The 17607-nt window shown below is 72.5% G+C and carries 11 protein-coding genes; 5 read left to right on the forward strand and 6 right to left on the reverse strand.

The window, feature by feature from the left end:
• The first annotated feature begins 117 nt into the window (after positions 1-117).
• Positions 118-1989: a glycoside hydrolase family 3 protein gene (locus ACIRQH_RS22040; protein WP_388865986.1), complete on the forward strand. Its 1872-nt coding sequence runs from the start codon at positions 118-120 to the stop codon at positions 1987-1989.
• Between the two features lie 110 nt (positions 1990-2099).
• Complete coding sequence (locus ACIRQH_RS22045) at positions 2100-2732, forward strand: hypothetical protein (RefSeq protein ID WP_358814885.1); 633 nt, start codon at positions 2100-2102, stop codon at positions 2730-2732.
• Positions 2733-2754: 22 nt separating this feature from the next.
• Here the strand turns inward: ACIRQH_RS22045 and ACIRQH_RS22050 are convergent, their stop codons facing one another.
• From ACIRQH_RS22050 to ACIRQH_RS22065, 4 genes are all read right to left on the reverse strand, one after another.
• Positions 2755-4215: a S28 family serine protease gene (locus ACIRQH_RS22050; protein ID WP_404226848.1), complete on the reverse strand. Its 1461-nt coding sequence runs from the start codon at positions 4213-4215 to the stop codon at positions 2755-2757.
• A 133-nt stretch (positions 4216-4348) separates the two neighbouring features.
• Positions 4349-4738 (reverse strand): hypothetical protein, encoded by a 390-nt coding sequence (locus ACIRQH_RS22055; RefSeq protein ID WP_404226927.1) that lies wholly within the window; start codon positions 4736-4738, stop codon positions 4349-4351.
• A gap of 118 nt (positions 4739-4856) precedes the next feature.
• Complete coding sequence (locus ACIRQH_RS22060) at positions 4857-8585, reverse strand: ABC transporter ATP-binding protein (protein ID WP_388865991.1); 3729 nt, start codon at positions 8583-8585, stop codon at positions 4857-4859.
• A gap of 132 nt (positions 8586-8717) precedes the next feature.
• Positions 8718-9641: a serine hydrolase gene (locus tag ACIRQH_RS22065; protein ID WP_404226849.1), complete on the reverse strand. Its 924-nt coding sequence runs from the start codon at positions 9639-9641 to the stop codon at positions 8718-8720.
• 215 nt (positions 9642-9856) lie between these two features.
• Between ACIRQH_RS22065 and ACIRQH_RS22070 the strand changes: the two genes are divergently transcribed.
• The 3 genes from ACIRQH_RS22070 (at position 9857) to ACIRQH_RS22080 (ending at position 14848) form a co-directional block, all read left to right on the forward strand.
• On the forward strand, positions 9857-12142 hold the full coding sequence (locus ACIRQH_RS22070; RefSeq protein ID WP_404226850.1) for an ArnT family glycosyltransferase: 2286 nt from the start codon (positions 9857-9859) through the stop codon (positions 12140-12142).
• 222 nt (positions 12143-12364) lie between these two features.
• A complete protein-coding gene (locus tag ACIRQH_RS22075; protein WP_388865997.1) occupies positions 12365-13168 on the forward strand; it encodes an endonuclease I family protein in 804 nt (267 codons plus the stop codon).
• Positions 13169-13360: 192 nt separating this feature from the next.
• Entirely contained in the window at positions 13361-14848 is a 1488-nt protein-coding gene (locus tag ACIRQH_RS22080) for an FG-GAP repeat domain-containing protein (RefSeq protein WP_388931113.1), read from the forward strand.
• A gap of 82 nt (positions 14849-14930) precedes the next feature.
• Here the strand turns inward: ACIRQH_RS22080 and ACIRQH_RS22085 are convergent, their stop codons facing one another.
• Positions 14931-16616 (reverse strand): thiamine pyrophosphate-binding protein, encoded by a 1686-nt coding sequence (locus ACIRQH_RS22085; RefSeq protein WP_358814892.1) that lies wholly within the window; start codon positions 16614-16616, stop codon positions 14931-14933.
• Positions 16613-17578 carry an agmatinase gene (speB, locus tag ACIRQH_RS22090; protein ID WP_081217395.1) on the reverse strand — a complete coding sequence of 322 codons (966 nt, stop codon included), beginning with the start codon at positions 17576-17578 and terminating at the stop codon, positions 16613-16615. Before speB ends, ACIRQH_RS22085 begins: the two co-directional genes overlap by 4 nt.
• Positions 17579-17607: the final 29 nt, after the last annotated feature.

Below are 17607 nucleotides of genomic sequence, written 5' to 3' on the forward strand. Positions count from 1 at the left end.
CCTCCAACTGCGCCGGTGGCGGCCCACCCCCCGTTACTGTGCACACCCTTGACTGGAAGAAACTTCCTGGATATTCGTGGCTCCTTGGAAGTTTCCTTCACGAGGGAAGGAGCGCTTGTGCGCGACTCCAGCACGGGAAGCACCGCGGGACCGTCCGGTCCGGCCGAACCGAACACACCGTCAAGACCCTCCCGGCGCACGGTTCTCGCCGCGACGGCGGGCGTCACCGCCGTACTGGCCACCGGGCCCGTCGCTCACGCGGCCGGGGACCGCGCCCCGCACGGCGACAAGGCGCTGCGCGCCATCGTGTCCCGTATGACACTGGAGGAGAAGGTCGGCCAGCTGTTCGTGATGCGGGTCTACGGCCATTCGGCCACCGCACCCGACCAGGCCGACATCGACGCCAACCTCGCGGAGATCGGGGTCAGGACCGCCGAGGAACTGATCGCCAAGTACCGCGTCGGCGGCATCATCTACTTCGCCTGGGCGCACAACACCCGTGACCCGCACCAGATCGCCGACCTGTCGAACGGCATCCAGCGCGCCTCGCTGGACCAGCCGCGCGGCCTGCCGGTGCTCATCTCCACCGACCAGGAGCACGGGATAGTGGCCCGCGTGGGCAAGCCCGCGACACTGTTCCCCGGCGCCATGGCGCTGGGAGCGGGCGGCTCGCGGGCCGACGCCCGGACGGTGGGCACCATCAGCGGCGCCGAGCTGCGGGCGATCGGCATCCGCCAGGACTACTCCACGGACGCCGACGTGAACGTCAACCCGGCCAACCCGGTGATCGGCGTCCGCTCCTTCGGCGCCGACCCGGACGCGGTGGCGGGCCTGGTCGCGGCGGAGGTGAAGGGGTACCAGAGCTCGGCCGTCGCTGCCACGGCCAAGCACTTCCCCGGGCACGGCGACACCGCCGTCGACAGCCACTTCGGGTTCCCGGTCATCACCCACACCCGCGAGGTGTGGGAGACGCTCGACGCGGTGCCGTTCCGGGCCGCGATCCGGGCCGGCATCGACTCGATCATGACGGCGCACATCATGGTCCCGGCCCTCGACCCGGCCGGGGATCCCGCCACCCTCTCCCACCCGATCCTCACCGGCATCCTGCGCGGCGAACTCGGCTACGACGGAGTGGTGGTGACCGACGCGCTCGGCATGGAGGGCGTGCGGACGAAGTACGGCGACGACCGCGTCCCCGTCCTCGCCCTGAAGGCCGGTGTCGACCAGCTCCTCAACCCGCCGGACCTGCACGTCGCGTGGAACGCCGTGCTGGACGCGGTACGCGGCGGCGAACTGACCGAGGCCCGCCTCGACGAATCGATCCTGCGCGTCCTGCGGCTCAAGGCGAAGCTCGGCCTGCTGAGCGATCCCTACGTCAAGGACGCGGCCGTCGACCGGGTGGTGGGCACCCCCGCTCACCTCCGGGCCGCCGACCGGATCGCCGAGCGGACCACGACCCTGCTGGTCAACAAGGAGAAGCTGCTCCCGCTGTCCCGGCGGCGCACCCCGAAGGTGCTCGTGGTGGGCGCCGACCCGGCCTCCCCCTCGCTCTCCGACGGGCCGCCCACCACGGTGCTCGCCGGCGCCCTGACCGAACTGGGCTTCACCGCGACCGCCCTGTCCACGGGCACGGCACCGACGTCGGCGAAGATCACCGAGGCCGTCGCGGCGGCGGGCGGCACGGACGTCGTGGTCGTCGCCACGTACAACGTCACGGCGACCGGGTCCCAGAAGACCCTCGTCGAGCGGCTCGTCGCCACGGGCGTGCCGGTGGTCGCCGTCTCCGTCCGCAACCCGTACGACGTCGCCCAGCTCCCGGGGGTCGGCGCCTGCGTGGCCGCCTACTCCTGGATCGACGTCGAAGTGCGGGCCGCCGCCCGGGTGATCGCGGGCCGGGCGGAGCCGCGCGGCACGCTCCCGGTGGCCGTCCAGCGGGCGGACGACCCGACGCAGGTGCTGTATCCCATCGGGTACGGCCTGACGTACTAGCCGTACGCAGCCCACCCGGCGGCCCACCCCCAAGTGAGCCAAAGGGACCCGGATGTCTGGCGTGTGCCCGCCTCGGCGGGCCACGCTGGGCGGGGGTCTGGGGGGAAGCCATGCGAGCCAGCTCGGTGTTCCGGCGTTCCGCGGGCGGTACGGCCGCTCTGCTGCTGGTCGCGGCCGCCCTCACGGGGTGCGACCGGTGGTCCGGCGCCGGGGCCGCCGAGCCCCTCCCGTCCCCGGCGCCGACGCGCTCCTCCGGCTACGGGACGGTCTTCCTCGCCCGTGACGAGTGCAGTTCGTTCGGCACGACCAGCTTCACCGAGGTGCCGTGCACCAGCGAACGGGCCGCCGCCCGGGTGGTCGCCCGGCACGACGGCAAGGTGGCGGACGGCCCCGCCTGCCCGGCGACCACCGACTTCGTCCTGCACATCAGCGAGAGCAGGCCGGCCTCCGACGAGGACGGCGACGGCACCGTCCCCCAGGGCTACGCCTGCATGCGCAAACTCGAACCCCCGCACCCCGGCGACCCGGGAGGCGGCGGCGGTCCCCGCACGATCGTCGGGGACTGCGTCTACGGCGCGGGCCGCGGCGAGGTCCGGGAGACGGCGTGCGACGGCACGGGCAGGAAGCACCCGGAGTACCGGGTGACGTCGGCGGTGACCGCCCGCTCCGCGTGCCCGTCCGTCACGGCGCTCTACGTCCAGCTCGGCGGCGCGCGGCCGGTGGGCTGCGCCCGCCCCGTGTGAGCGAGCGGGCGCAGCCGCGGACTCACGGGCGCAGGGTCATCTCCCGTTCGATGTCGCGCCGGTCGAGCTTCGCGTCGTACGGCGCGAGGGGCCGGGCCGCCGACGGGTCCGCCACGACCGCCGCGGGGGCGACGCCCGCCCACTGGAGGATGCGGGCGGTGGCGAGCGCCTTCTGGTCGGCGGCGAGCCCGGCGACGTTCGCGCCGTGGTTCATCCCGGGGGCCGTGAAGACGTACGCGTCCCGCGCACCGGAACCGACACGGAAGCGTTCGGCACCCCACGGGTCGTTCTGGCCGTACACGAACAGCATGTGCTGCGCGTGGTGGCGGACCCAGCTGTCCACGTCACGCATCGCGGACGCCTGGAACCTCATCGGGATGGAACGCGGCACGAAGTTCCGCGGCGGCTGGTAGCCGTAGTGGACGTACTTCTTCTCGATGTACGGGAAGTGGATCGTCGGCGCGCCGAGCTGGGTACCCGCCTGGTAGTAGTACGGCGTGTACGGCTCCAGGCCCTGGTCGGTGTAGAAGGAGAAGCCGGAGATCGTGTCGACGGAGTCCCAGATCTCGTCGTCGGTGGCGGAGGCGGCGTTCGCCGGGATCGTGTCGCAGTCGGCGAGCAGGCTGTACTGCCAGAAGCCCCACACGTAGTCGAGCACGACGGCCTCGTACGCCTTGTCGAGGCTGCCGACGGTGGTGAAGGTGTAGCCGTTGTCGGCGGCGGCGGCCGCGTACTTCTTCTCCAGCGGTTCCCGGCGCACGAGGGCTTCGCGCTGCACGGCGTTCAGCCGGTCGCGGCACTCCTTGGTGCCGACCTGCGTGAAGAAGCGGTCGTACGCCGAGTCCTCGTCGTTGACGACGTCGCTGGGCGCGACGTAGGCGACGACACCGTCCATGTCGCGCGGGTAGAAGCGCTCGAAGTACGTGGCGGTCATGCCGCCCTTCGAGCCGCCGGTGGAGATCCACTTCTTGTGGTAGATCGGTTCGAGGGCCTGGAAGATGCGGTGCTGGTCTCCGGCCGCCTGCCGGATGTCCAGCTTGGACCAGTCGGCCGGCGCGGGCCGGGACGGCGTGAAGTAGCGGTACTCCATGGAGACCTGGTTGCCGTCCACGATCTGGGTCGGCTCGCGGCGGCTCGGCGTGGTGGAGACATTGTAGCCGCCGGTGTAGAAGACCGTCGGGCGTTCGGTGTCCTTGTGCAGCACGGTGACGCGCTGCTGGAACGTGCCCTTGGACGGGTGCCGGTGGTCGACCGGCTGGGTGTAGTTCAGGACGAAGAACCGGTAGCCCGTGTAGGGCTTCTCCTCGACGAGGCTCATGCCCGGGATCGCGAGGAGGCGGTCCAGGATGTCCTCGCCCGCCCTGCCGGTGGTGCCGGTGGTGGTGCCGTGGGCCTCCGGCGGAGCCGCGGTGGCGGCCCCGGCCGTGCTCACCGTGCCTATGAGCACCGTGAGCGCCAGCAGCCATCTGAGCGCCTTGCGCATGCACCCTCCCCTGGGATGTGGCAGATGTCCGCCGGAACCTAGCGGAGCAACTCCCGTGACACCAGGGGTCCTTGGGCGAAGCCTGTGAGCTTGTCGTGATGCGGCCGGAAATGCCGGACGAACCCGCGACGGCTCAGCAGAGGATCCAACCGGAGTTCACCGAACCCGAGCCGACCGATCCCCTGAACAGCACGCAGCGGTGGCCCGCGTGGACGGTCACCGGGCCCGCGTGACGGGTGAAGCGCCCGGCGTCGACCACCGGCCGGCCGCCGCGCGCCTGCACGCTGACGGACATCCACTTGCGGGCACCCGGCTTCTTGGGGACGGTGACGGCGCAGACGTAGTCGCCGCGCCGGTAGACCTGCACGGAGCCCGTCGTGAAGGACAGGGTGCGGACCTTGCGGCCCGAGCAGGAGGTGGGGGCGGCCTGGGCGCTGCCCGGGCTCACGAGCGCGAGCACCGCGGACGCGGCCAGCACGGCCACGCCGACCGCCAGCCGTCGACGTATCGCACCACGGTCCACTCTCGCCCCTTCCACCGCAAACAGCGTACGGGTGTACGGACGCAGAACGTACGTCGGACGGTTGCGCGCGGCGGCGGGACTCCCGTTCCCCGTCCGCCGCGCCGCCGGATCTCCGCTGTCAGGCGGTGGAGCCGACCGGCTCCTCCGGCTCCGGGTCGCCGACGAAGGTCCGCCACAGCGCCGCGTACCGCCCGTCCTGGCGCAGCAGTTCGTCGTGCGTGCCGTCCTCGGCGACGCGGCCGTGGTCCATCAGCACGACCCGGTCGGCGCGGGCGGCCGTGGTCAGCCGGTGGGCGACGACCAGCGTCGTACGGCGGCCCGCGAGCCGGTCGGTGGCCTGGTTGACCAGCGCCTCGGAGGCGAGGTCCAGCGCGGCGGTCGCCTCGTCCAGGAGCAGCACGTCCGGGTCGACCAGCTCCGCGCGGGCCAGCGCGATCAGCTGGCGCTGTCCGGCGGAGAGGTTGCGTCCGCGCTCGGCGACCTCGTGGAGGTAGCCGCCCTCCAGCGTGGCGATCATGTCGTGGGCGCCGACCGCCCGGGCGGCGGCCTCCACCTCGGCGTCACCGGCGTCGGGACGGCCGTAGGCGATGGCGTCGCGGACGGTTCCCTGGAAGAGGTAGGCCTCCTGGGGGACGACGCCGAGGCGGTGCCGGTAGGAGGTGATGTCGAGGGCGCGCAGGTCCGTGCCGTCGACGGTGACCCGCCCGCCGGTCGGGTCGTAGAAGCGGGCGACGAGCTTCACCAGGGTCGACTTGCCCGCGCCGGTCTCGCCGACGAAGGCGACGGTCTGGCCCGCCGGAATGCGCAGCGACACCCCGCTGAGCGCCTCCTCGGCGGCGTCGGCGGGCCCGTAGGCGAAGTCGACGTCCTCGAAGGCGATCTCGCCGCGCAGCGACAAGACGTCGAGGGGCTCGTCGGCGGTCTTCGTCGAGGTCGGCTCCTGGAGCAGTTCCTGGATGCGGCCCAGCGAGACGGTGGCCTGCTGGTAGCCGTCGAAGACCTGCGAGAGCTGCTGCACGGGCGCGAAGAACAGGTCGATGTAGAGGAGGTAGGCGACCAGCGCGCCGGTGGAGAGCGTGCCGGCGTCGATCCGGTGGGCGCCCACGATCAGCACGGCCGCGGCGGCGACCGAGGAGAGCAGCTGAACGAAGGGGAAGTAGACGGAGATCAGCCACTGTCCGCGGATGCGCGCGCTGCGGTAACTGTCGCTGCCCTCGGTGAACCGCGCTCCGCTCGCGTCCTCGCGCCGGAACGCCTGGAGGATCCGCAGTCCGGACACCGACTCCTGGAGGTCGGCGTTGACGAGCGAGACGCGCTCGCGGGCCAGTTCGTACGCCTTGACGCTCGCACGGCGGAAGAAGAACGTGCCGATGACGAGCGGCGGGAGGGTCACGAAGACGACCACGGCCAGCTGGACGTCGATGATCAGGAGGGCGCCCATGATGCCGAAGAAGGTGACGACGGAGACGAAGGCCGTGACCAGGCCGGTCTGCAGGAACGTCGACAGGGCGTCGACGTCGGTCGTCATCCGGGTCATGATCCGGCCGGTCAGTTCCCGCTCGTAGTAGTCGAGGCCGAGACGCTGGAGCTGGGCGAAGATCTTCAGGCGCAGCGCGTACAGGACGCGCTCGCCGGTGCGGCCCGTCATGCGGGTCTCACCGATCTGCGCCGCCCACTGGACGAGCACGGTGACCAGGCCGAAGGCGGCGGCCGCCCACACGGCGCCGAGCGCGACCCGGGTGACGCCCTGGTCGATGCCGTGCCGGATCAGCACCGGCAGCAGCAGGGTCATCACCGCGTCGACGGCGACCAGCGCGAGGCTGACGAGCAGCGGGGCGCCGAAGCCGCGGAGCAGCCGGCGCAGTCCGTAGGAGTCCTCGGCCCGGACCGCCTGGGCCTCGTCGACGTCCGGCACCTCGGTGGCCGGCGGCAGCGCCTCGACCTGGGCGAGGAGACCGGGGGTGGCGGGCATCCCGTCGAACGCGGTGTCGCGGGGTTCGCGGTCACCGGTCCACAGGTGCGGCGTCACCCCGCGCTCGGCGTCGAACTCGGCGTCCAGTTCGTCGCGTACGGAGGTGTCCTCGCGGGGCGCGGCAGGCCGGGCGTGGCCCGGGGAGACGCCGCCCAGTTCGTCCGGGTCGGTGAGCAGCCGCCGGTAGAGCGCGGAGCGGGCCTGGAGTTCCTCGTGGGTGCCGATGTCGGCGAGCCGGCCGCCGTCGAGGACGGCGATGCGGTCGGCGAGGTTCAGGGTGGAGCGGCGGTGGGCGATCAGCAGGGTGGTGCGGCCCTCCATGACGCGGCTCAGCGCCTCGTGGATCTCGTGCTCGACGCGGGCGTCCACGGCGGAGGTGGCGTCGTCGAGGACGAGCAGCCGGGGGTCGGTGAGGATGGCGCGGGCGAGCGCGACGCGCTGGCGCTGGCCGCCGGAGAGGGTGAGGCCGTGCTCGCCGACGGTGGTGTCGTAGCCGGCGGGCAGCTCCGCGATGAAGCGGTGCGCCTGGGCGGCGCGGGCCGCGGTCTCGATCTCGTCCTGGGTGGCGTCGGGGCGCCCGTAGGCGATGTTGGCGCGGATGGTGTCGGAGAAGAGGAAGGAGTCCTCGGGGACGAGTCCGATCGCGGCGCGCAGCGACTCGGTGGTCAGCTCGCGGACGTCGTGGCCGCCGACGAGGACGGCGCCGTGCGTCACGTCGTAGAAGCGGGGCATCAGCAGCGAGACCGTCGACTTGCCGGAGCCGGAGGTACCGACGACGGCGAGGGTCTCGCCGGCGCGGATCTCGAAGCTCAGCCCGTCGAGGACCGGCCGGCCCTCCTCGTATCCGAACGCCACGTCGTCGAACTCGACGGTGGCGGGCGCGTCGGCGGGCAGGTCCTTGGTGCCGTCCTTGATCGACGGGCGGGTGTCGATGAGTTCGAGGACCCGCTCGGCGCCCGCGCGGGCCTGCTGTCCGACGGTCAGGACGACCGCGAGCATCCGCACCGGTCCGACGAGCTGCGCGAGGTAGGTGGAGAAGGCGACGAAGGTGCCGAGGGTGATCTGGCCGCGCACCGCCAGCCAGCCGCCGACGGCGAGCATCGCGACCTGGCCGAGCGCGGGCACGGCCTGGAGGGCCGGGGTGTACTTGGCGTTCAACCGGATGGTGCGCAGGCGTCCCGCGAAGAGCCGCCGGCCGACCTCGCGCAGCTTGCCGGTCTCCTGGTCCTCCTGGCCGAAGCCCTTGACCACGCGGACGCCGCTGACGGCGCCGTCGACGACGCCCGCCACGGCGGCGGCCTGCGCCTGCGCGTACCAGGTGGCCGGGTGCAGCTTGGAGCGGCTGCGTTTGGCGACGAACCACAGGGCGGGGGCGACGGCCAGCGCGACCAGGGTCAGGGGCAGGGACAGCGAGGCCATGATCCCGAGGGAGATCAGGAAGAGCAGCACGTTCCCGATGGTCATCGGGAGCATGAAGAGCAGGCCCTGGATCAACTGGAGGTCGCTGGTCGCGCGGCCCACGACCTGTCCGGTGGACAGCTCGTCCTGCCGCCGCCCGTCCAGGCGCGTGATCGTCCTGTACATGTCCGTACGGAGGTCGTGCTGGACGTCGAGGGCGAGCCGTCCGCCGTAGTAGCGGCGCACGAAGGTGAAGGCGTAGACGAGGACGGCGGCGCCGACCAGCGCGCCCGCCCAGGGGGCCATGCCGCGGCTGTGGTCGCCGATCACGTCGTCGATGATCACCTTGGTGATCAGCGGGACCACGGCCATCAGGGCCATGCCGCCCAGGGACGACCCGAGTGCGAGCACCACGTCCTTCGGGTACCGCCACGCGTACCCGGCGAGTCGCCGTGCCCATCCCCGTTCCGTCGCCACGCCGGTACCTTCCGTAGATCTCACTCCGCCGGAGGCACCAACACCGGAAGAAGCGGATTTCATCCCTCCGCAACAATTCCGCGCCCGCCCGGCCCGGAGGCCGGACGGGCGGAGGCGGCGAGGGCCGCGCGGTCAGTGCGACGGAAGGGCGGGGAAGGCCTCCCGGGGTGACGACGTCGGCGTGTACCGGTGGGCACTGACGGTGACCGGGACGAGGTCCTTGTGGATGGCCCGGGCGACGCCCTGGATGGTGGCGACGCCGTAGTCCATGGTGCTGTTGCCCTGGGTGAGCACCGTGATCATGTAGTCGTGGCCGCCGCCGTCGAAGGAGCCGACGCTGTGCACCCGCCAGCCGTTCGTGGCGCGCGAGAGCCAGCCGTTCTTGACGTGCACCGCGACCGACGCCGGCGCCCCCGCCGGGGTACCCCAGCGCTGCGAGGAGACGACCTTGCCCATGAGTTTCAGGACGTAGGCGCGCGAGTTGTCGCTCAGCACGGAGTTCTTGGCGGTGAGCAGGGCGAGCAGCTTCTGCTCGTCACGGACCGTGATCTGGGTGAGGCCCCAGTAGCCGTCGGCGCCCGGCTTGGTCTCCGTCATGCCGGCGGCGGCGAGGAAGCCCTTGACCTTCGTGGTGCCGAGCTGCTTCCACAGGGAGGTGGTCGCGTTGTTGTCGGACTGGGTGATCATCGCGGTGGCGAGACTGGTCTCGCGGGACGTCAGGTACCGGTTGTGCTTCTTGGCGTCCCACAGCAGCGTGGCGAGCACGGTCACCTTCACCACGCTGGCCGAGTCGAAGGCGGACGTGCTCCGCAGCGTGCAGGTCGTCCTGGTGCCGCGGTCGTAGAGACCGACCGCGACGGTGCCCTTGCGGCCCGCGAGCGCGGCGGTGATGTCCTTCTGCAGTTTGGCGGCCAGACCGGCCTTGCCCGACGTACAGCTGACGGCGGGCGCCGGCGCGGCGGCGGCGGGAGCCGCGGCGACCGCGAACGGCACGATCACCCCGGCGCCCAGGCTCGCTGCGAGCACACGGGCACCCCGGGATATCCGGTGAGTCATGGAGGCTTCCCATCCCCTTGGACCGATACGAGCGCACCCCCGGCGCGCTCGCCCCAGATGACTCACCGAGGCGAACGAAAGTTGTACGGGCGTTCTGACGACGGGAGCCGCGCGTCCCAGCTGTACGGGTTTTCGGGCGGCGGGGACCGCGTATCCACAGCTCGCCCCCAGCAGGAGCACAGTCCGTACCCATCGGTCCGGGTCATCGTGCGGTGGTGACGTCTGCCACCGATCCCCTGCCCGACGCCCCCACGACCCCCCACGCACCGCCGGAACCCGGCGCGGCCGACCCCGCGGAAGCCGCGCCGGACGCGCCCCGCTGGTCGCTGCCCGTGCTGCTCGCGATTCTCGCGCTGGCCGCGGTGCTGTACTCCTGGAACCTGTCGGCCTCCGGCCTGAACAGCTTCTACAGCGCCGCCGTGCTCAGCGGTACGCAGAGCTGGAAGGCCTGGTTCTTCGGCTCGCTCGACGCGGGCAACTTCATCACGGTCGACAAGCCGCCGCTCGCGCTCATGACCATGGGCCTGTCCTGCCGTGTCCTCGGTTTCGGCACCTGGCAGATGATGGCGCCGATGGTCGCCGCGGCGCTCGGCACGATCTGGATCCTGCACTCCAGCGTGAAGCGCCACTTCGGGCACGCGGCCGCCTCACTCGCCGCGCTCGTCCTCGCCCTCACGCCGATCACGGTCGCCATCAACCGCGACAACAACCCGGACACCCTGCTCGTCCTGCTCATGGCCGGGGCCGCCGCGCTCGGCCTGCGGGCCACCCGTACCGGCCGGCTGCTGCCGCTGCTCGGCTCGGCGGTCTGCTTCGGTCTCGCCTTCAACACCAAGATGCTCCAGGGCTACATCGCCCTGCCCGCCGTCCTCGCCGTGTACCTGTACGCCTCCCGGCTCCCCTGGGCGCGGAAGGTCCGCGACCTGGCGCTCGCCACGGTGACCCTGGTCGTCGCGAGCTTCTGGTGGGCGGCCGCCGTCTCCCTCGTACCGGCCGGGGAGCGCCCGTACATCGGCGGCTCCACCGACGGCTCGGCCTGGGACCTGATCATGGGCTACAACGGCCTGGGCCGGGTGCTGGGCGGCGAGGGCAACGGCGGCGGAGGGGGCGGAGGCGGCGGAGGGACCTTCGCCGGGACCGCCGGCATCGGCCGGATGTTCAACGAGGTCCTCGGCGGCCAGATCTCCTGGCTGCTGCCGTTCGCGGCCATCACGCTCGTCGGCGGCCTCGTGCTGCGCGGGCGGGCCCCGCGCACCGATCCGACCCGCGCCGCGCTGCTGCTGTGGGGCGGCTGGACCGTCCTGCACTACCTGACCTTCAGCATGGCCGAGGGCACCATGCACCCCTACTACACGACCGCGCTCGCCCCCGGCATCGCGGCGCTCACCGGCGCGGGCGGTGTCCTGCTGCTGCGCGCCTTCCGCGGCGGGGACGCCCGCTGGGCGTGGGTGCTGCCCGCGGGCCTGGCGGTCACCGGGATCTGGGCGGTCGTGCTGCTGCGCCGCCCGGACGGCTGGAACGGCTGGCTGTGGCCGGCCGTCGCCGTCGTGACCCTGCTGGCCGTCGGGGGCCTGTTCGCCGGCCGTTCCGGCAACCGTGCCCGGCTGCTGACCGCGTCGGTGGCCGCGGCGGTCGTCGCGGCCCTGGCCGGCCCGGCGGCGTACGCGGTCGCCGAACCCGCGGGCTCGGCCGGCGGCGGCATGGGCGGTACGAACCCGACGGCGGGCCCCACCACGGGCGGCGGCTTCGGCGGCGGTCCCGGCGGCGGCCGGGGCGGCTTCGGCGGCGGAGCCCCCGGCGGCGGACAGGGCGGCCAGGACGCCGAGGCCGGAGGCCCCGGCGGGGGCCAGGCGCCGGGCGGCGAGGCACCCGGCGGGGCAGCGACCGGCGGTGAGGCACCCGGCGACGGCGGCGGCACTCCCCCGAGCGGATTCCCCGGCGGCCAGGAGGGCACGGGGGGCGCGGAGTTCCCCGGCGGCTCCTCCGGCGGCGACGCCGGCGCCGCTCCGGGCGGCGGGGGCGGCGGCATGGGCGGGACGACGAGCACCGCCCTGGTCACCTACCTGGAGAAGCACCAGGACGGCGCCACGTGGCTGCTGGCGGTGTCCAATTCGCAGAGTGCGTCGCAGCTGATCGTCAGCACCGGCGAGCCCGTCATCTCGATGTTCGGCTTCACCGGTTCGGACAAGGCCATGACGCTCACCAGGCTCAAGGAGCTGGTGCGCACGGGCGAGTTGCACTACATCCAGCTCGGCGGGGGCATGGGCGGCGGCGCGGGCGGAGGCAACACGCTCAGTTCGCGGATCACCGCCTGGGTGGAGAAGAACGGCACCGCCGTGAAGGAGAGTGCGTACGAGAAGTCGTCCTCGTCCGCGGCCACTTCGGGCTCGGACTCGGGCGAGTCGTCCGGCTCGGGTTCCTCCGCCGGCTCCGGCACGTCGAACGGCAGCGGCGCGTCGGCGTCGACGCTCTACCGGCTGGACCCCTCCGACCTCGACTGACCCCCGCGGACCCGCTCCTGGGCCGCCAGGAGCGCACCCGCCGCGACGGCCCCCGACCCCTCTCCCGGTCGGGGGCCGTCGTCGCGCCAACTCCCGTGCACACTGCACGGGTTGTTGAATCCCGACACAGAACCGACACCTCGCATTAACCCCGTGCACCGCATGTCCATGCCACGCTCCCGGTTATCCGCTCCATTCAACCCGCGTAGAACGGACACCCCCATGCCCGCCACGCACATACGGCGCTGGAAGACCCTGGCGCTGACGACGTCCGCGGTACTTGTCGGACTCACCCTCCCGGCCATGACCGCGTCCCCCGCGAGCGCGACGAACACCTCGTACGACAGCACGTACTACAAGAACGCGGTCGGCAAGACCGGCACGACCCTCAAGTCCTCGCTGCACACGATCATCAGCAGCCAGACCAAGATCTCGTACTCCGCGGTCTGGAACGCGCTGAAGGCCACCGACCAGGACCCGAACAACAGCAACAACGTGATCCTGCTGTACAGCGGCGTCTCCCGCAGCAAGTCCCTCAACGGCGGGGACGTCGGCGACTGGAACCGTGAGCACACCTGGGCCAAGTCGCACGGCGACTTCGGCGAGGTGACCGGCCCCGGCACGGACCTGCACCACCTGCGCCCGGCGGACGTCCAGGTCAACGGCATCCGCGGCAACCTGGACTTCGACAACGGCGGCAGCGCGGTCACCAACGGCGGCGGCAGCCGCGTGGACTCCGACTCCTTCGAGCCGCGCGACGCGGACAAGGGCGACGTGGCCCGCATGATCCTCTACATGGCCGTGCGCTACGACGGCGGCGACGGGTTCGCCGACCTGGAGCCCGACGAGAAGGTGAACAACGGCAGCGCCCCGTACATCGGCAAGCTGTCCGTGCTGAAGCAGTGGAACGAGCAGGACCCGCCGAGCGCCTTCGAGGAGAAGCGCAACCAGGTCATCTACGACACCTACCAGCACAACCGCAACCCGTTCATCGACCACCCGGAGTGGGTGGAAGCGATCTGGTAGCCCCAACGGTCGCGGTAGCCGCCTGAACTCCCGTAGTGATCACAGGAGTTCAGGCGGCCCGTACGGCCCGCTGTCACCGGATGGTGACAAATCAATGGCCTCAGGGTGTACAACCAGTGACGCCCTGCCCGAGTCGCACTCCGTGGACGCGTCGGACCACCGCGTCCGGAAGACGACGAAAGGCAGCACCTGATGTCCCGAGCACGACGCCGCGACCGTTCCACGCGGCTGACCGCACCCCTGGCCGCCGCCGCCCTGCTGGCCGGGGGAGCCGGCGCCTGGGCCCTCACCGGCGCGACCGCCCAGGCGGCCACCGGATCGGCGGCCGTCCAGGACGACTTCGACAAGGACGGCTACGCCGACCTGGTCGTCGGCGCGCCGGACGCGACCGTGTCGAGCAAGGCCAAGGCCGGGTACGTGGCGATCATGTACGGCTCCGCCGGTGGCCTGTCCACCGCGAACAAGCAGATCGTCAGCCGCTCCACCACGGGCGTGCCCGGCTCGGCCACCGCGAGCCAGCGCTTCGGCTCGACCTTCACCAAGGGCGACCTGGACAAGGACGGCTACACCGACCTCGTGATCGCCGGCGGCACGACGGGCTCGGTCGTCCTGTGGGGCTCCGCCTCCGGGCTCACCGGGGGCACGGCCATCGCCGGGTACGGCGCCGCGCCGCAGGCCGGTGACTTCGACGGCGACGGCACCACCGACCTCGCCCTGTTCTCCGCGCAGACCGTCGGCGGCGACGACCCCACGGGCGCCCCGGCCACCCTGTGGAAGGGCCCCGTCTCCCGCGCCGGAAAGCCGGCCGCCGTTCTCAACATCCTCGACAAGTCCGCCTGGTGGGGCTACGACGAGGACGACGCCTCCTGCGCCACCGGCGGCGGCTGCGAGGAGGACGGCGACTCGATCACCGGCCCCGTCGTCTCCGGCCAGGTCGGCGACGTCAACGGCGACGGCCGGGACGACATCGTCCAGTGGTACTACACCGGTGACGGCACGTGGGGCAACCGCCTGCTGTACGGCAGCCCGACGGGCTTCAAGCGCACCGACGCCCCCGGTGACGGCGTCAGCCAGACCGCGTCGGGCACCGGTGTCGGCGACGTGAACGGCGACGGCTTCGACGACGTCGTCGTCGGCGCCGACGGCTGGAACGACAAGGTGCGGATCGCCTACGGCTCCTCCGCCGGGCTCACCGACCACGTGCAGACCTTCGACCAGGACCTGGCAGGCTTCCCGGGCGTCCAGGAGGAGGGCGACGAACTCGGCTCGGCCGTCTCGGTCGCCGACGTCACCGGTGACGGCTACGCGGACATCGCGCTCGGCGTCGCCGGCGAGGACGTCGCCGGCGTGGTCGACGCCGGCTCGGTCGCGCTCGTGCACGGCGGCGCCTCCGGCGTCACGGGCGCCGGCACCCAGGTCTTCCACCAGGACACCGCGGGCGTGCCCGGCGTCGCCGAGACCGACGACCGGTTCGGCGTGGCCACCGCGCTGCTGGACGTCGACGGCAACGGCCGCCGCGACCTCGCCGCGTCCTCGACCGCCGAGAACGCCTCGGCCGGCGCGGTCTGGGTGCTGCGCGGCACGACGACCGGCCTGACCACCACGTCCGCCCTCGCGTTCGGCCCGAAGACCATCGCGGCGCCCGACGTGAAGGCCCGCTTCGGCGCGTCCCTGCGCTGACCGGCGGCACACGACGGAGCGCCGGGGAGTGTCTCGCACACTCCCCGGCGCTCCCGTGTCTTCGCCGCCGCGTCCGTCCCGGTCAGTCCAGGTGCGTCGGCGCGAACATGCGCAGCACGGCGGGCAGGACGACCACCGAGGGGCCGGGGACGGCCAGCGCCTTGGCCAGGTCCGCCTCCAGCGTCCCGGGGCTGGTGAGAGTGCCCGGCACACCGAACGACTCGGCGAGGGCCACGTAGTCCGGACGGGACAGCTCGGTGGCGGTGGCCTGGCCGAACGCGTCCGTCATGTACTCGCGCAGGATGCCGTAGCCGCCGTCGTCGACGATGAGCCAGGTGACGGGCAGGCCGTACTGCTTCGCCGTCGCCAGCTCGGCGATGGAGTACAGCGCTCCGCCGTCGCCGGACACCGCGAGGACCGGGCGGGAGGGGTCGGCCGCGGCCGCGCCGAGCGCCGCCGGGAAGCCGTAGCCGAGACCGCCGGCGCCCTGGGCGGAGTGCATGGTGTTGGCGCCGCGCGGGTCGAAGGCCGACCAGGCCCAGTAGGCCAGGATCGTCATGTCCCAGAAGGACGGCGAGGTGGCCGGCAGGGCGCGGCGCACGGACGCCAGCACGTCCTGTTCCAGGGTGAGTTCCTGGCCCGCGATACGGTCCGCGACCCGGGCGAGCACCGAGGTCACGCGGTCCGCCGCCGACGGGTCGGGGCGTTCCTCGACCGTCTCCAGGAGCGCGGAGAGCGCGAGGCGGGCGTCCGCGTGGATGCCGAGCGCCGGGTGGTTGGACTCCAGTTTGCCGAGGTCGGCCTCGACCTGGATCACCCGCCCGCGGGGCTTGAACGTGTAGTAGTTCGAGGAGAGTTCACCGAGCCCCGAGCCCACCACGAGCAGGACGTCGGCGTCCTCCAGGAAGTCGGTCGTGTGCCGGTCCTCCAGCCAGGACTGGAGGGACAGCGGGTGCTCCCACGGGAAGGCGCCCTTGCCGCCGAAGGTGGTGACGACCGGCGCGTTCAACGTCTCGGCGAGCAGGCGCAGTTTGCCGGAGGCGTCGGCGCGCACGACACCGCCGCCCGCGATGATCGCGGGGCGCTCGGCCGTGGAGAGCAGGTGGGCGGCCAGCGCGGTGAGTTCGGGGCGCGGGACGACATCCTCCGGGGTGGCGTCCATCGCCGTCACCACGGGCAGGGAGGTCTCGGCGAGGAGGACGTCCTGCGGGATCTCCACCCACACCGGTCCGTGCGGGGCCGTCAGCGCCGACTCCCAGGCCGCGGCGATCGCGGAAGGGATCTGGGACGGCGTACGGACCGTGTGGACGGACTTGACCACGCCCCGGAACGAGGCCTGCTGGTCGGGGAGTTCGTGCAGATAGCCGTGGCGTCCGCCGCCCAGGCCCGCGGTGGGGATCTGGCTGCTGATGGCGAGGACCGGTGCCGAGGCGGCCCGCGCCTCCTGGAGGGCGGCCAGCGAGGTGAGCGCGCCGGGCCCGGTGGAGAGCAGCAGCGGCGCGGCCTCGCCGGTGACCCGGCCGTAGGCGTCCGCCGCGAACCCGGCGTTGTTCTCGACGCGCAGTCCGACGTACTGGAGCGAGGAGCGGCGCAGCGCGTCGAACATGCCGAGCGCGTGCTGGCCGGGCAGCCCGAAGACGGTCGTCGCACCGAGACCGGAGAGGGTCTCCACGACCAGGTCTCCGCCGTTGCGGCCGGGGGGCGGGTTGAGCGCGGCCTCCGTCTGTGCCGCCGAGGGACGGAGCACCAGGTCGTGGTCGTGGGTCACTTGTTCCGGGCCTCCGCGATCTGGCGGGACATGATGGTGGTCAGTTCGTAGGCGGTGTGGGACGCCGCCACGGCGGTGATCTCCGCGTGGTCGTACGCGGGCGCGACCTCGACGACGTCGGCGGAGACCAGGTTGCAGGACGACAGTCCGCGCAGGATCTCCAGGAGTTCGCGGGAGGTCATGCCGCCCGCCTCCGGGGTGCCGGTGCCGGGCGCGTGCGCCGGGTCGAGGCAGTCGATGTCGATGGAGATGTAGAGCGGGCGGTCGCCGATGCGCTGGCGGAGCTGGTCGGCGACCTCGTCGGCGCCGCGGCGGTAGATGTCCGCCGAGGTGACGATGCCGAAGCCCATCTTCTCGTCGTCGGTGAGGTCCTGCTTGCCGTACAGCGGGCCGCGCGTGCCGACGTGCGAGAGCGCCTCGGTGTCGAGGATGCCCTCCTCGACGGCGCGGCGGAACGGGGTGCCGTGGGTGTACTCGGCGCCGAAGTACGTGTCCCAGGTGTCGAGGTGCGCGTCGAAGTGGAGCAGGGCGACCGGGCCGTGCTTCTTGGCCACCGAGCGCAGCAGGGGCAGCGCGATGGTGTGGTCGCCGCCCAGGGTCATCAGCCGGGCGCCGGTGCCGAGCAGTTCGTCGGCGGCGGCCTCGACCGTCTCCACGGCCTCGTTGATGTTGAACGGGTTCGCCGCGATGTCTCCGGCGTCGGCGACCTGGGCGAGGGCGAACGGCGAGGCGTCCTGGGCCGGGTTGTAGGGGCGGAGCAGCCGGGACGCCTCGCGGATGGCGTTGCCGCCGAAGCGGGCGCCCGGCCGGTACGAGACGCCGGAGTCGAACGGCACACCGACCACGGCGACGTCGGCGGTGCCGACCTCGTCGAGGCGCGGCAGCCGGGCGAAGGTCGCGGGGCCGGCGTACCGCGGGACGCGGGACGAGTCGACGGGGCCGCGGGGCGTCTCGTTGCTCATGGGGTGATGCCTTCTTTCCTACGCTTCGT

Origin of the sequence: Streptomyces sp. NPDC102279, assembly GCF_044766365.1 — a bacterium.
Lineage (GTDB): Bacteria > Actinomycetota > Actinomycetes > Streptomycetales > Streptomycetaceae > Streptomyces.

What these genes read in the sequence shown, in the direction of transcription:
- ACIRQH_RS22045 (WP_358814885.1), top strand. Translation starts at nt 2,100, where the DNA reads ATGCGAGCCAGCTCGGTGTTCCGGCGTTCCGCGGGCGGTACGGCCGCT.
- ACIRQH_RS22050 (WP_404226848.1), bottom strand. Translation starts at nt 4,215, where the DNA reads ATGCGCAAGGCGCTCAGATGGCTGCTGGCGCTCACGGTGCTCATAGGC.
- ACIRQH_RS22065 (WP_404226849.1), bottom strand. Translation starts at nt 9,641, where the DNA reads ATGACTCACCGGATATCCCGGGGTGCCCGTGTGCTCGCAGCGAGCCTG.
- ACIRQH_RS22075 (WP_388865997.1), top strand. Translation starts at nt 12,365, where the DNA reads ATGCCCGCCACGCACATACGGCGCTGGAAGACCCTGGCGCTGACGACG.
- ACIRQH_RS22080 (WP_388931113.1), top strand. Translation starts at nt 13,361, where the DNA reads ATGTCCCGAGCACGACGCCGCGACCGTTCCACGCGGCTGACCGCACCC.
- speB (WP_081217395.1), bottom strand. Translation starts at nt 17,578, where the DNA reads ATGAGCAACGAGACGCCCCGCGGCCCCGTCGACTCGTCCCGCGTCCCG.